This is a genomic window from Pseudoalteromonas sp. APM04, assembly GCF_022809815.1.
GTDB lineage: Bacteria > Pseudomonadota > Gammaproteobacteria > Enterobacterales > Alteromonadaceae > Pseudoalteromonas > Pseudoalteromonas marina.
The window spans coordinates 1,358,788-1,372,058 of sequence record NZ_CP094441.1 but is presented as its reverse complement, the minus strand read 5'-3'; the positions used below and the strand labels follow the sequence as shown (position 1 = coordinate 1,372,058).

The following is a 13,271-nucleotide window of genomic DNA, read 5'->3' as shown; positions in this document are numbered from 1 at the left end:
AACCAGCGCCAATTTAAGGAAAAACCATGTTACAAATGAAAAACATAAGTAAAGTATACCAAACTGAAATGGTTCAAACTCACGCATTAAGAGACTTTAATTTAAATGTAAATGAAGGCGAATTTATAGCTGTCACAGGCCCTAGCGGCTCTGGGAAAACTACTTTTTTAAATATTGCCGGAATGTTAGAACCCTTTAGTGAAGGTGATTATATTTTAGATGGTGTAAACGTGGGTAGCCTAAACGACAACCAACGTGCCGATTGCCGAAATCAAAAAATTGGTTTTATCTTTCAAGGTTTTAATTTAATACCAGATTTAAACCTCTATGAAAATATTGAAGTACCTCTTCGTTATAGAGGTATTAAAGCAAAAGAACGTAAACGTAGAATAGAGCAATGTTTAGAACAAGTAGGCTTAGCCTCCCGCGCTAAGCATTTACCTCTACAACTTTCTGGCGGCCAGCAACAACGCGTCGCTATAGCCCGCGCACTTGCCGGCGAACCACGTTTTTTACTTGCCGATGAGCCCACCGGTAACTTAGACAGCCTAATGGCTCGCCAAGTGATGGAATTACTTGAGCAAATAAATCGCGATGGCGCCACAATTATAATGGTGACACATGACAGCGAATTAGCCCGCCGTGCACCGCGCAACATTCAAGTAGTTGATGGACAACTTGCTGACTTTACTTTGTACCAAGGTACACAGCCAATAAAAGTCGCACAAGGAGTATAATTCATGCTGGTTCATTATATTGATCTGAGTTGGCGTAGCTTTAAGCGCACACCACTCGTAAGCTTTTTAATGGTACTTGCCATAGCAATTGGTATAGGCATCACCATGACTAGTCTGAGTGTGTATCACATGATGTCGGCCGATCCAATCCCGGACAAGAGCAGTCAGCTTTTTAGTGTGCAATTACAGATAATGGATGATGGAAGCACATGGTGGACGTCAGATAACCAGCCTCTTCAACTAACTTATCAAGATGCTGCAAATCTTTATCAATCCCAAGTAGGTGCTCAACGTTTAAAAATGGTACGAAGTGGCTTTTCTGTTTACATAGACTCTGACAAAGTAAAACCGTTTAGTCAAAGTGCAAGACTTACCACTCCTGAATTTTTTAATATGTTTGACCTCGAATTTTTACATGGTAGCAAGTGGTCACAGCAACAAGAAGACAATGCAGCGCCCGTTGTTGTCATTAGCGAGGAGTTAAACAATAAGTTATTTGCTGGCAAAAATTCAGTGGGTCAGGTTATTTACCTTGACGATGCTAGTTACGAAGTGATTGGCGTTACAAAAAATTGGCCACTAACCATCAAATATTACGACTTAAACAATGGTGCATTTAACCAACCCGAACAACTTTTTATGCCATTTAGCCTTCTTGAAGCAAAGCAACTTGGTAATTGGGGAAATACTAATGGTTGGAAGCATGAAGATGTTCGAAGTTTTACTGCCAAATTACAGTCAGAAATGGTTTGGATTCAATTCTGGGTTGAATTAACGACCGAGCAACAAAAAAATGATTACGAGAATTACTTACTAGCTTATATGCAAGAGCAGCAAAAGCTCGGTCGATTTAATCGTAAAGAGCTCGCTTTTGGGCTTCGAGATGTTAATCAATGGATGGCTTACAATAATGTGGTTAGTGAAGATAACAAAATTTTAGTGGCTCTAAGTTTTATGTTTTTGGCTGTGTGTTTGGCTAATATACTTGGCTTATTACTTGCCAAATTTTTACGTCGAGCGCCAGAGGTTGGAGTACGTCGTGCTCTTGGTGCTAATAAACGGCAGATTTTTATGCAACATATCATTGAAGTCGCTATGTTAGGGCTTTTGGGCGGGCTACTTGGGATTGTATTTGCGCAGTTTGGTCTATTAGGTGTTCGTCAGAGCTACAGTTATTACGAAAGCTTAGCGACTATGGATTTAAGTATGTTACTAAGCGCCCCACTTATTGCAATCAGTACTTGTGTAATTGCCGGGCTTTATCCTGCTTGGCTGGTGTGTAAAACCAACCCTGCCATTTATCTAAAAAGCCAATAGGGACGAACACAATGATATTAGAAATTAAACCTATTTTTCATGCGCTGTGTCGATCTAAGGTGGGTGCAATTTTGCTACTTATACAAATAGCAATTACCACTGCAATTGTTAGTAACGCAGCATTTATAATTCAAGACAGAGTAACCTACCTTAACCAAGAAACAGGCTACCCGGAAGATGAAATACTTGCTTTTCATGTTATGCATTTTGGTAAAGATGTTCAAAGCCATCAGCAATTTGAACTTGATGAAGCCATGCTTCGAGCTTTACCCGGCGTTAAAGACGCCATATATATTAACAACATACCGTTATCAGGTAGTGGCAGCTCATCTGACTTCAGTATTAACTCTGCACCAGAGCCAGGGCTTTCAGCAAGAACGGCTTACTTTTTTACGGATGACCATGCAATTAATACACTTGGCGTTGAGCTTGTTGCAGGACGAAATTTTACTCAAGATGAAATCGTTGTCACTAACGATAATGATCAACGAGCCAATGTGACAATTGTCACTCAAGCATTACTCAATGAGCTTTTTCCTGATGAAGAGGGCTTAGGAAAAACGATTTTTCTTGGTGATATTCCACTGAAAGTTGTTGGTGTAATTAAGCATGCAAAAGGGCCTTGGTTAAAAGACAGCCGCCCAAATAATATCGCATTAATTCCTTACATTAATCCCAATATATCTGGCAACTTTTTAGTTCGCACTGCGTCCAACGAGCGTGCAGACATAGCTAAACAGATTGAAGACGCTATGCTTAAAAATTATAACAAGCGTGTGATTATTCGAATTCGTGGTTTAGATCAAGACAAAGCGCAGTATATGGCTGAAGACACATTGATGATGCGTATGTTAGTTGTGCTTATTACTATACTTTTACTTGTCACCGCTTTAGGGATCTTTGGCTTAACCTTATTCAATATAAGTAAGCGCACCAAACAAATTGGAACCCGTCGCGCTTTGGGCGCTCGTAAATCTTCAATCATCAAGTACTTTTTAGTTGAAAATGCATTGATTTGCACTGCTGGGTTAGTTTTAGGCGTCATTGCGGCCCTCATACTTGGGCAATTGCTAATGCAACACTTTTCAATAGCTGTATTACCCTTAGGCTATGTCGCAGCAACTGCCGTTATGGTTTTTATAATGAGCCTTCTAGCTGTATTTGGCCCTGCTAAGCGTGCAGCAAATATTTCGCCGAGTATCGCAACCCGAACCATATAGCGCTGCTCCCAACCTATGCTACACTGGCAAAATACGGTGTAGCATTTTCTAAATAATAATAAACAGCGATTAAATTCACATGGAAAAAATACTTATCGTTGATGATAACCCGGCTGTTTTAGAGGCATTATCATTACTACTGGAAATACATAACTTTAATGTAGTTACCGCAACAACGCCCTTTGAAGCGATTCAAATTGTGCAGTACCAACGCATCTCTCTCGTTATTCAAGATATGAATTTTACCAGCGATACCACCTCAGGTGAAGAAGGTAAAACTTTGTTTTATGCGCTGCGTGAAGAGAACCCACACCTCCCTATTATACTAATAACCGCTTGGACTGAATTGTCAACGGCTATTGAACTCGTTAAAGCAGGTGCAGCCGATTACCTTCCAAAACCATGGGACGACCATAAGCTTCTTACGTGTATTACTAACTTAATAGAGCTAGGGCGCACTAAGCAACTTGTGGCCACGCACAACCGCCAACAAAAAGAGCGAGAGGATAAATATAACACTGCTAACTTAGCAGGCCTTATTTTTAAAAGTACCGCAATGGAGCGATTGGTCACGATGGCATTGCAAGTGGCTAAATCTGATATCTCTGCACTCATAACAGGCCCTAATGGCAGTGGTAAAGAGTGTATTGCCACTATTATTCAAAAAAACTCTTCACTAATAAATCAGCCTTTCATAAAGGTCAATGCAGGCGCCCTTCCCCAAGAGCTTTTGGAAGCTGAATTGTTTGGTGCTGAAGCAGGTGCTTATACTGGTATAAGCAAGCAACGTATAGGTCGTTTTGAGGCAGCTGATGGTGGAACATTATTTTTAGATGAAATTGGCAACTTGCCACTTTCTGGGCAAATGAAGTTGCTAAGAGTGTTGCAAACAGGTGAATTTGAACGGTTAGGGTCCACACAAACGCGCAAAGTAACTGTACGTGTTATATCAGCCACAAACGAAAATTTATTACAAGCAATAACCGAAGGGCGTTTTAGAGAAGATTTGTACTATCGCCTTAACGTTATTGAGTTAAACGTACCTGCGCTTTGTGAACGCGTTGATGATATTGCGCCACTCATTAATCACTTTTTACCACATAGAGAGCTAAGTATTGATGCAGAGCAAGCCCTTAATCGATACCAATGGCCAGGTAATGTAAGAGAACTTGAAAACGCCTGTAAACGTGTTGGTGTAATCAAGCCTAATGGTTTGCTTAGTGCTGAAGATTTTGACCTAACCCCGTAGTCGCCAATAAAAAATAACGACGTAAAAAAAGAACCAACAAAATTCGAAATTGAACAATCAATACGCGCTAATCAGGGGGTTATAGCCAAAGTAGCACGAGAATTTGGTTTAAGCCGTCAAGCACTCTATAGGCGCTTACAAAAAATGGGTATTGATTACTAATGTTTAATTTTATTAGTGGCTTATCGTTAACTCAAAAAATAATGGCTATATGTGTTTTATGCAGCGTTTTGCCTGTTGTTAGCATTACAATAATTGCACAACATCCGCTGTATTACTCTGTGTTGTTGGTCATAGCAGCTATGCTAATAAGCATCTTGCTAGCTAGAGCCTTAACAAAGCCTATTAAGCTAGGGTTGCAATCGCTAGAAACTGGCTTACTTAATTTTAAAGATGGTGAGCTTTCTAGTTTATTAGCCTATAAAAACAACGATGAGTTAGGAAAGCTATGTCTGCTTTATAATCAAACGGCAAAACAACTTCGTCAAGAAAAACAGTGGATTTATCAACGAGAGTTAATGTTAGATAAAGTATTACAAAGCTCTCCCCAAGCACTTTTACTTGTTAACGATAATAAAATTGTTGTATTTAGTAACTTAGTCAGCCGCACTTTATTTAATAGCAAAACACAACTAGAAGGCACGCAACTTCACGAATTATTGTCTGATGCACCTATTCAACTTACTAATGCTATTGAGCAAGGCGTGGATGGCTTGTTTAATATTGAAATAGATAGTCACGATTCTCAAACTTGGCATTTATCGACTGGCGAATTTTTGCTTAATAATCAAAAACATCACTTGTACATATTTAAACAACTTACCCGTGAACTCAGCCGCCAAGAAGTAGCAGTATGGAAAAAAGTTATTCGAATAATAAGCCACGAGCTCAATAACTCTCTTGGCCCTATGTCATCAATGCTGCACAGCGCTCAGCTTTTAGCTAGCCGCGTAGATGAGCCTCGTCTTGCACGAGTGTTTTCAACAATCGATGAAAGAATAAGCCACTTGGCTGAGTTTGTTCAAGGCTATGGCAAATTTGCGAAGCTCCCTACACCACAAAAGTCAGCGATAAATTGGCAAAACACATTAAATGATCTGAATAGACAATGGCAGTTTAGCTACACAGTAAGCAGCACCCAAAGCATATTACATGCAGATCAGGCACAACTTGAGCAGTTGCTTATCAACTTACTCAAAAATGCACACGAGTCAGGCTCAAATCCGTCTAAAATAAACATAGATGTAACGTTCTTTAGTAATACTTGCATAGTAGATGTAAGCGATGGCGGAAAAGGAATGAGTGAGCAGGTTATGGCTAATGCCCTCGTACCTTTTTATTCTACAAAAAGTACAGGAAGTGGTTTGGGGTTAGCCTTGTGCAGAGAGATTGCTGAAGCACATAAAGGACAAATAAGCTTACATAATAAATTAAGTGGTGGTCTAAACGTGCAAGTTACCCTGCCGTGCAGATAAGTGATGTTGTTAAAAAAACTAAAAACAATAAAGCCACTTAACGTGGCTTTTATTATCACAGCACTATAGAAATAGCGCTCACAAAATAAGATTACTCAGCGTCAGCTTCTTTGTACTTAGCCGCTGTTTCTGTGATTAACGGTTGTAATTCACCACGTTGGAACATTTCGATGATGATATCACAACCACCAATTAGCTCACCCTCAACCCAAAGTTGTGGGAATGTAGGCCAATTTGCGTACGCAGGAAGCTCAGCACGAATGTCTGGGTTTAGTAAAATATCAACGTATGCAAACGGTTCGCCACACGACATAAGTGCTTGTGAAGCTTGTGAAGAAAAACCACAGTTTGGTAACTTAGGTGACCCTTTCATGAAAAGGATAATTGGGTTTTCTGAAATTTGCTGTTTAATTTTATCAATGGTTTCCATCTACAACCTCAAAGTAACGATAGCTAAATATACTTAGGTCTTGAAAATAACTCATCGTGACCATAAATATATAACTTAAAATGGGCAAATAAAGCCACAATTGAAATAGTCTTTCGCAATAGCATTGCTGTTTGCTTAAACTTGAGTAAAATACTCAACAATTATAGTAACACTATATTCCCACTTGGTATAGGTAAGTGGTCTGTTTCAACAGGCATTACGTATCACCAAATGGACTATCAACTAAAAAAGATGGAGATAAAAAATGGCATTTGAACTACCGTCACTACCATATGCAATCGACGCACTTGAGCCACATATTTCAAAAGAAACATTAGAGTTTCACCACGGTAAGCACCACAACACGTATGTTGTTAAGCTTAACGGTTTGATCCCTGGTACAGAGTTTGAAAACAAATCTCTAGAAGAAATCGTATGTTCATCAGAAGGCGGTGTATTTAACAACGCAGCGCAAATCTGGAACCACACGTTTTACTGGAACAGCCTATCTCCAAATGGCGGCGGCGAGCCTACTGGCGCAATTGCAGATGCAATTAACGCTAAATGGGGTTCTTTTGATGCGTTTAAAGATGCATTAAACGACAAAGCAGTAAATAACTTCGGTTCAAGCTGGACTTGGTTAGTAAAACTTGCCGATGGCTCTTTAGACATCGTTAACACATCTAACGCTGCTACACCACTTACTGACGAAGGCGTTACACCTGTTCTTACTGTAGATTTATGGGAACACGCATACTACATTGATTACCGTAACGTGCGTCCAGATTACCTTAAAGGTTTTTGGTCACTTGTTAACTGGGAATTTGCAAACGCAAACTTCGCTTAATTAGCACTTATCGCTAATTTAAAAAAGACGCTAAAGCGTCTTTTTTTATGCCTATTATTTATACTTTTAAACTCTGTCATTTGACAAAATAGCCTTCTTCAACATGATCTTTTTTCACTTAAATTTTTAATTTTATTCCACAAACATAGACTTTCGCGACTAAACTTTAAAATGTAAGCACCTTTTACAGCGGGTTTCGGAGGTTATTATGACGATTTTTGAGCATTACCAAGCACGTTACGAAGCGGCACAAGAAGAAGAGTACAGTATCGCCGAGTTTCTTGAGATATGTAAAACCGACAAATCTGCCTACGCGAGTGCACCAGAACGCCTTTTAATGGCCATAGGTGAACCCACAATGGTAGATACCGCAACGGATGCACGCCTCAGTCGGTTATTTTCAAATAGAGTAGTTGCACGCTACCCTGCCTTTACCGATTTTTATGGTATGGAGGATGCCATTGAACAAATTGTTTCTTATTTAAAACACGCCGCTCAAGGGCTTGAAGAGTGTAAACAGGTTCTCTACCTATTAGGCCCAGTCGGCGGTGGCAAATCATCTATTGCTGAAAAGCTAAAGTACCTCATGCAACAAGTACCCATCTATTCAATTAAAGGGTCACCGGTAAACGATCACCCATTATCTCTGTTTGATCCCATTGAAGACGCTAATGTGCTAGAGCAAGAGTACGGTATTAAGCCACGTTATTTAAAAACAATTATGTCACCGTGGGCAGGCAAACGGCTGAAAGAGTTTAATGGCGATATAAGTAAGTTTAGAGTGGTAAAACGTTATCCATCTATTCTGAATCAAATAGGCATCGCTAAAACAGAGCCTGGCGATGAAAACAACCAAGATATATCTGCATTAGTAGGTAAAGTAGATATACGTCAGCTTGAACACTTTGCGCAAAATGACCCCGATGCTTATGCTTACTCGGGTTCACTTTGTATGGCAAATCAAGGCTTGATGGAATTTGTAGAGATGTTTAAAGCCCCTATCAAAGTACTCCATCCACTACTAACGGCCACGCAAGAAGGTAATTACAATGGAACTGAAGGTATTAGCGCTCTTCCCTTTAATGGCATGATCCTCGCTCATTCAAACGAATCTGAATGGCAAACCTTTAAAAATAACAAAAATAATGAAGCCTTTTTAGACCGTGTATACATAGTCAAGGTACCTTATTGTTTGCGTGTCACTGAAGAAATTAAAATTTACGACAAACTTCTTCAGCATAGTGAACTTCATAGCGCTCCTTGCGCGCCTGGCACCTTAAAAGCTTTGGCACAATTTACAACTCTTTCACGATTAAAAGAGCCTGAAAACTCAAGCCTGTATTCTAAAATGCGAGTGTACGATGGTGAAACACTCAAAGACACTGATCCAAAAGCAAAGTCGTATCAAGAGTATCGCGATTACGCAGGAGTGGATGAAGGCATGACGGGTCTTTCTACTCGCTTTGCATTTAAAATTTTATCTCGGGTATTTAATTTTGACAACACAGAAGTGGCCGCAAACCCTGTTCACTTATTTTATGTACTTGAACAACAAATAGAACGTGAACAATTCAGCAGCGATGTTGAAGAACGCTACTTGAGCTTTTTAAAAGGCTATTTAATCCCTCAGTATGTTGAATTTATTGGTAAGGAACTTCAAACTGCGTATTTGGAATCATACTCAGAATATGGGCAAAACATATTTGATCGCTATGTTATTTATGCCGATTTTTGGATTCAAGATCAAGAATATCGTGACCCTGATACAGGCCAATTATTTGACCGAGCTGCACTCAATGCAGAGCTTGAGAAAATTGAAAAACCAGCGGGCATTTCTAACCCTAAAGATTTTCGTAACGAAATAGTCAATTTTGTACTACGCGCACGGGCTCATAACAATGGCAAAAACCCGCTGTGGACGAGTTATGAAAAATTACGCACTGTCATTGAGAAAAAAATGTTTTCAAACACAGAAGATCTGTTGCCTGTTATTTCGTTTAATACTAAAACCTCAGCTGAAGATCAGCAAAAACACGAAGACTTTGTTAATCGCATGGTCGAGAAAGGCTATACACAAAAGCAAGTCAGATTGTTATCTGAGTGGTACCTACGTGTTAGGAAATCACAATAACCTTCATGGTTGTGGTTTTAGGAGGTCATTATGGCGCATTTCATAGACAGACGTTTAAACGGTAAAAATAAAAGCACCGTAAATCGTCAACGCTTCATTAGGCGTTATAAAAAACAGATAAAAGAAGCGGTGTCAGATGCAATAAATAAACGCAGTGTAACCGACTCTACATCGGGGGAAAGTATATCTATTCCGCAACGTGATATCAGCGAGCCTACCTTTCATCAAGGTAAAGGTGGGAATAAGAAACAAATACACCCAGGTAACGATCAGTTTGCAACAGGTGATAAAATAGAGCGACCAAAAGGTGGTCAAGGTGATGGTTCTGGACAAGGTGAGGCAAGCGACTCTGGCGAAGGGCAAGATGAATTTGTGTTCTCTATCTCAAAAGATGAGTACCTCGATTTACTTTTTGAAGATTTAGAACTTCCTAATCTTCAAGAAAATCAACTTGATAAACTTGTACAAATGAAAACCCACCGAGCCGGTTTTTGCAGTGAAGGTATGCCAAGTAATATTGATATTGTTCGTTCGTTACAAGGATCACTTGCCCGACGTGTTGCGATGAGCGCTGGAAAAAAGCGCCGCTTAGCCGATTTAGAAGCTCAGCTAAAAATTTTAATACACGAACCTCATAGCGATAAAGCCGCTGTTGCACTTTTACAAAAAGAAATAAACCTACTCAAACAGCAAATTAAAGCTGTGCCATTTATTGATAACTATGACTTGCGTTTTAGAAATTACGAGAAGCGCCCCCACCCCACCAGCAAAGCGGTTATGTTTTGTATTATGGATGTGTCAGGCTCTATGGACCAAGCCACAAAAGATATGGCAAAACGGTTTTATATTTTACTATATCAATTTTTAACGCGCAGTTATAAAAACATTGAAGTGGTCTATATCCGTCATCATACGCAAGCTACTGAAGTAGACGAACAAACATTTTTTTACTCTCAAGAAACTGGGGGAACTATCGTATCGAGCGCACTTAAACTGATGGATAAAATAATTAAAGAGCGTTACAACGCAGACGAATGGAATGTATATGCAGCACAAGCATCTGACGGTGATAACTGGGCTGACGATACTCCTCATTGCGGACAAATATTACGTAATAGCATTTTAGATGCTGTTCGCTATTTTGCCTACATTGAAATCACAACACGTGCTCATCAAAGCCTATGGCGAGAATATTTAAATATTACGCAAACACATTCCAACTTTGCCATACAGCACATTCAAAGTGTTGAAGACATTTACCCTATATTTAGGGAGCTTTTTAAAAAAGGTCGGCAACAACAAGGAGCTGCATAACCAAGCGAGGTATTAATATGAATACTAAACGAATGAGTGACGGCCCTGACTGGACTTTTGATTTGTTAACTGAGTATCAAACAGAAATAGCCCGCGTTGCAGACTTTTACCGGTTAGACATTTACCCTAATCAGATAGAGGTGATCACCGCCGAACAAATGATGGATGCGTACTCAAGTGTTGGGATGCCTATTGGTTACAACCATTGGTCTTACGGGAAAAAATTCATTCAAACTGAGCAAAACTATAAACGCGGACAAATGGGCCTCGCGTATGAAATAGTGATTAATTCAGACCCCTGTATTGCATATTTAATGGAAGAAAATACGTTACCGATGCAAGCACTAGTTATGGCGCACGCATGTTATGGCCACAACTCTTTTTTTAAAGGTAATTATTTATTTAAAACATGGACTGATGCCAGCTCTATCATTGATTACCTGGTATTTTCTAAAAATTATATACGTCGCTGCGAAGAAAAATACGGTGTAACATCAGTAGAAACCTTACTAGACTCATGCCACGCACTCATGAACTATGGCGTTGATCGTTATAAACGCCCGCAACAAATTTCGTTATTCGAAGAGCAAAAGCGCCAAGAAGAACGCGAGGCTTATTTGCAATCTCAAGTGAACGAATTATGGCGAACAATCCCCGAACATCACCAAGAAGCAAAAAAGAAAGAATGCCACTTTCCTCAAGATCCACAAGAAAATATCTTGTATTTTATAGAAAAAAACGCACCACTTTTAGAACCTTGGCAACGTGAAGTTATTCGTATAGTGCGTAAAATATCACAATATTTTTACCCACAAAAACAAACACAAGTAATGAATGAAGGCTGGGCCACCTTTTGGCATTACACCATTTTAAATCACCTTTATGATGAAGGTAAACTTACCGACTCATTTATGCTGGAATTTTTACAAAGCCATACAAATGTTGTTTATCAACCACCTTACAATAGTCAGTATTATTCAGGTATCAACCCATATGCTTTAGGCTTCAATATGATGGTTGATATTAGGCGACTATGCGAACACCCAACGGAAGAAGATAAAAAATGGTTCCCTGAATATGCCGGAAGTAATTGGCTTGATACCCTTCATTTTGCTATGCAAAACTTTAAAGATGAAAGCTTTATAAGCCAGTTTTTATCCCCTAAATTAATTCGCGACTTTAAGCTTTTTACACTTATTGATAACGCGAGCGCTCCGCATTTAGAAATAGGCGCAATTCATAACGACAATGGATATAAAGCGGTAAGGGAAGCGCTTTCGGCTCAATATAACTTAAGTAATCATGAACCTAACATTCAAGTGTACGATGTTGATATCAGAGGGGATAGAGCGCTTACGCTTAGGTATGTGCCGCACAATAATATACCTTTAGCAAATACACATGAGGAAGTACTTAAGCACCTTTATAGATTATGGGGGTTTAAAGTAAAACTTGAACAAGTAGATAATAATGAAAAAATAACGACTATCGGACAATGCCCTAAAGATGACTCTCGACATACAACCGAGTGATTAAACTCAGAGCGGCAGACTAAAAATAATTAATAAAAAATGACGCTTAAGCGTCATTTTTTATATCGGCATAGGCAGTTACTTTATTTCGTCCATTCTTTTTAGATTGATACATAGCTTTATCTGCAGCTTCTATCCAGCGCTCATGGTCTTTAAACTCATTACTAAAACAGGCAAAACCAATACTCACTGTTACTTTCACTTCAAGTTGTTTATACATAACAGGACTTTGCTCAATTAATACCCTTAAGCGTTCAGCAAAAATTTCAGCCCCCTTTTCATCGGTATCTAATAAAGTAACTACAAACTCCTCACCACCGTACCTTCCTGCGATGTCCGTTTCGCGTAGTGTCGTTTTTAAAAGTTTTGACAAGTGGCGTAGTGCTTCATCACCACACGTGTGGCCATATTCATCATTTACGACTTTAAATCGATCGATATCAAACATCAGCAATGCACTAGAACCGCCATTGCGCTTAGTACGCAAAAACTCTTGCTTGAGCGTACTCTCCCAATGACCACGGTTATACAACTGAGTGAGGCTATCTGTTTGGCTTACTTGCTCTAGGCGGGCATTTAAATCCTCTAATTCTTTTTTATTTACCGCAATATCAGTTACATCATATAAGATAATACATATATGACTGACTTCTGCACGAATATTAGTTAAAGGTATAAAAGTTGCATTTTGATACATATACTCGGCTTTACCAGTGATAGGACGGTAATTTTTAAACCTAAATATATAAGGTTGCTGTTCCCATATTGTGAATGAGCGATTTTTTAAAACAAATACTGATTCAGATTTACTTCTAAACCATTTTTCGTCTATTGCAGGAAACAAATCAAATAAATCTTTATGCTTTACCGCACTTGGTAATAAGCCGGAATGGTTTTCCATGAACCCATTCCAAACACACACTCGGTAATCTCTATCAAGTACAACAAGACCCACATCAACGGTATTAAACATATCCATTAACCAATGGATCTCATTCATATCTAAATCAGCAGCCATA

The 13,271-nt window shown here is 39.2% G+C and carries 10 protein-coding genes and 1 pseudogene; 9 read left to right on the top strand and 2 right to left on the bottom strand.

The window, feature by feature from the left end; genetic code table 11:
* Positions 1 to 26 precede the first annotated feature (26 nt).
* The 5 genes and pseudogenes from MTP24_RS06525 to MTP24_RS06505 all read left to right on the top strand — a co-directional run bounded on the left by MTP24_RS06525 (position 27) and on the right by MTP24_RS06505 (position 5,998).
* Positions 27 to 737: an ABC transporter ATP-binding protein gene (locus MTP24_RS06525; protein WP_008132059.1), complete on the top strand. Its 711-nt coding sequence runs from the start codon at positions 27 to 29 to the stop codon at positions 735 to 737.
* Positions 738 to 740: 3 nt separating this feature from the next.
* Positions 741 to 2,054, top strand: a complete 1,314-nt coding sequence (locus tag MTP24_RS06520) for an ABC transporter permease (protein WP_008132058.1) — start codon at positions 741 to 743, stop codon at positions 2,052 to 2,054.
* Between the two features lie 11 nt (positions 2,055 to 2,065).
* A complete protein-coding gene (locus MTP24_RS06515; protein ID WP_008132056.1) occupies positions 2,066 to 3,274 on the top strand; it encodes an FtsX-like permease family protein in 1,209 nt (402 codons plus the stop codon).
* Positions 3,275 to 3,353: 79 nt separating this feature from the next.
* Positions 3,354 to 4,685 (top strand): annotated as a pseudogene (locus tag MTP24_RS06510) (sigma-54 dependent transcriptional regulator).
* Positions 4,685 to 5,998 (top strand): ATP-binding protein, encoded by a 1,314-nt coding sequence (locus MTP24_RS06505; protein ID WP_008132052.1) that lies wholly within the window; start codon positions 4,685 to 4,687, stop codon positions 5,996 to 5,998. The pseudogene MTP24_RS06510 and the gene MTP24_RS06505 overlap by 1 nt, the downstream one beginning before the upstream one ends.
* A 91-nt stretch (positions 5,999 to 6,089) precedes the next feature.
* Here the strand turns inward: MTP24_RS06505 and MTP24_RS06500 are convergent, their stop codons facing one another.
* Positions 6,090 to 6,428: a Grx4 family monothiol glutaredoxin gene (locus MTP24_RS06500; protein ID WP_006792409.1), complete on the bottom strand. Its 339-nt coding sequence runs from the start codon at positions 6,426 to 6,428 to the stop codon at positions 6,090 to 6,092.
* A gap of 265 nt (positions 6,429 to 6,693) precedes the next feature.
* Here MTP24_RS06500 and MTP24_RS06495 point away from each other — a divergent pair, with 265 nt between their 5' ends.
* The 4 genes from MTP24_RS06495 (at position 6,694) to MTP24_RS06480 (ending at position 12,252) form a co-directional block, all read left to right on the top strand.
* Positions 6,694 to 7,275 carry a Fe-Mn family superoxide dismutase gene (locus MTP24_RS06495; protein ID WP_006792408.1) on the top strand — a complete coding sequence of 194 codons (582 nt, stop codon included), beginning with the start codon at positions 6,694 to 6,696 and terminating at the stop codon, positions 7,273 to 7,275.
* A gap of 208 nt (positions 7,276 to 7,483) precedes the next feature.
* A complete protein-coding gene (locus tag MTP24_RS06490) occupies positions 7,484 to 9,406 on the top strand; it encodes a PrkA family serine protein kinase (RefSeq protein WP_006792407.1) in 1,923 nt (640 codons plus the stop codon).
* 30 nt (positions 9,407 to 9,436) lie between these two features.
* Entirely contained in the window at positions 9,437 to 10,720 is a 1,284-nt protein-coding gene (locus MTP24_RS06485) for a YeaH/YhbH family protein (protein WP_243533309.1), read from the top strand.
* 17 nt (positions 10,721 to 10,737) lie between these two features.
* Positions 10,738 to 12,252 (top strand): SpoVR family protein, encoded by a 1,515-nt coding sequence (locus MTP24_RS06480; protein ID WP_243533307.1) that lies wholly within the window; start codon positions 10,738 to 10,740, stop codon positions 12,250 to 12,252.
* 46 nt (positions 12,253 to 12,298) lie between these two features.
* Here MTP24_RS06480 and MTP24_RS06475 read toward each other — a convergent pair whose 3' ends face one another.
* Entirely contained in the window at positions 12,299 to 13,270 is a 972-nt protein-coding gene (locus MTP24_RS06475) for a diguanylate cyclase (protein WP_006792404.1), read from the bottom strand.
* Position 13,271: the final 1 nt, after the last annotated feature.

Coding starts and splice junctions, on each gene's coding strand:
- MTP24_RS06475 (WP_006792404.1), bottom strand. CDS start 13,270: ATGGCTGCTGATTTAGATATGAATGAGATCCATTGGTTAATGGATATG.
- MTP24_RS06520 (WP_008132058.1), top strand. CDS start 741: ATGCTGGTTCATTATATTGATCTGAGTTGGCGTAGCTTTAAGCGCACA.
- MTP24_RS06480 (WP_243533307.1), top strand. CDS start 10,738: ATGAATACTAAACGAATGAGTGACGGCCCTGACTGGACTTTTGATTTG.
- MTP24_RS06495 (WP_006792408.1), top strand. CDS start 6,694: ATGGCATTTGAACTACCGTCACTACCATATGCAATCGACGCACTTGAG.
- MTP24_RS06505 (WP_008132052.1), top strand. CDS start 4,685: ATGTTTAATTTTATTAGTGGCTTATCGTTAACTCAAAAAATAATGGCT.
- MTP24_RS06485 (WP_243533309.1), top strand. CDS start 9,437: ATGGCGCATTTCATAGACAGACGTTTAAACGGTAAAAATAAAAGCACC.
- MTP24_RS06525 (WP_008132059.1), top strand. CDS start 27: ATGTTACAAATGAAAAACATAAGTAAAGTATACCAAACTGAAATGGTT.
- MTP24_RS06500 (WP_006792409.1), bottom strand. CDS start 6,428: ATGGAAACCATTGATAAAATTAAACAGCAAATTTCAGAAAACCCAATT.
- MTP24_RS06490 (WP_006792407.1), top strand. CDS start 7,484: ATGACGATTTTTGAGCATTACCAAGCACGTTACGAAGCGGCACAAGAA.
- MTP24_RS06515 (WP_008132056.1), top strand. CDS start 2,066: ATGATATTAGAAATTAAACCTATTTTTCATGCGCTGTGTCGATCTAAG.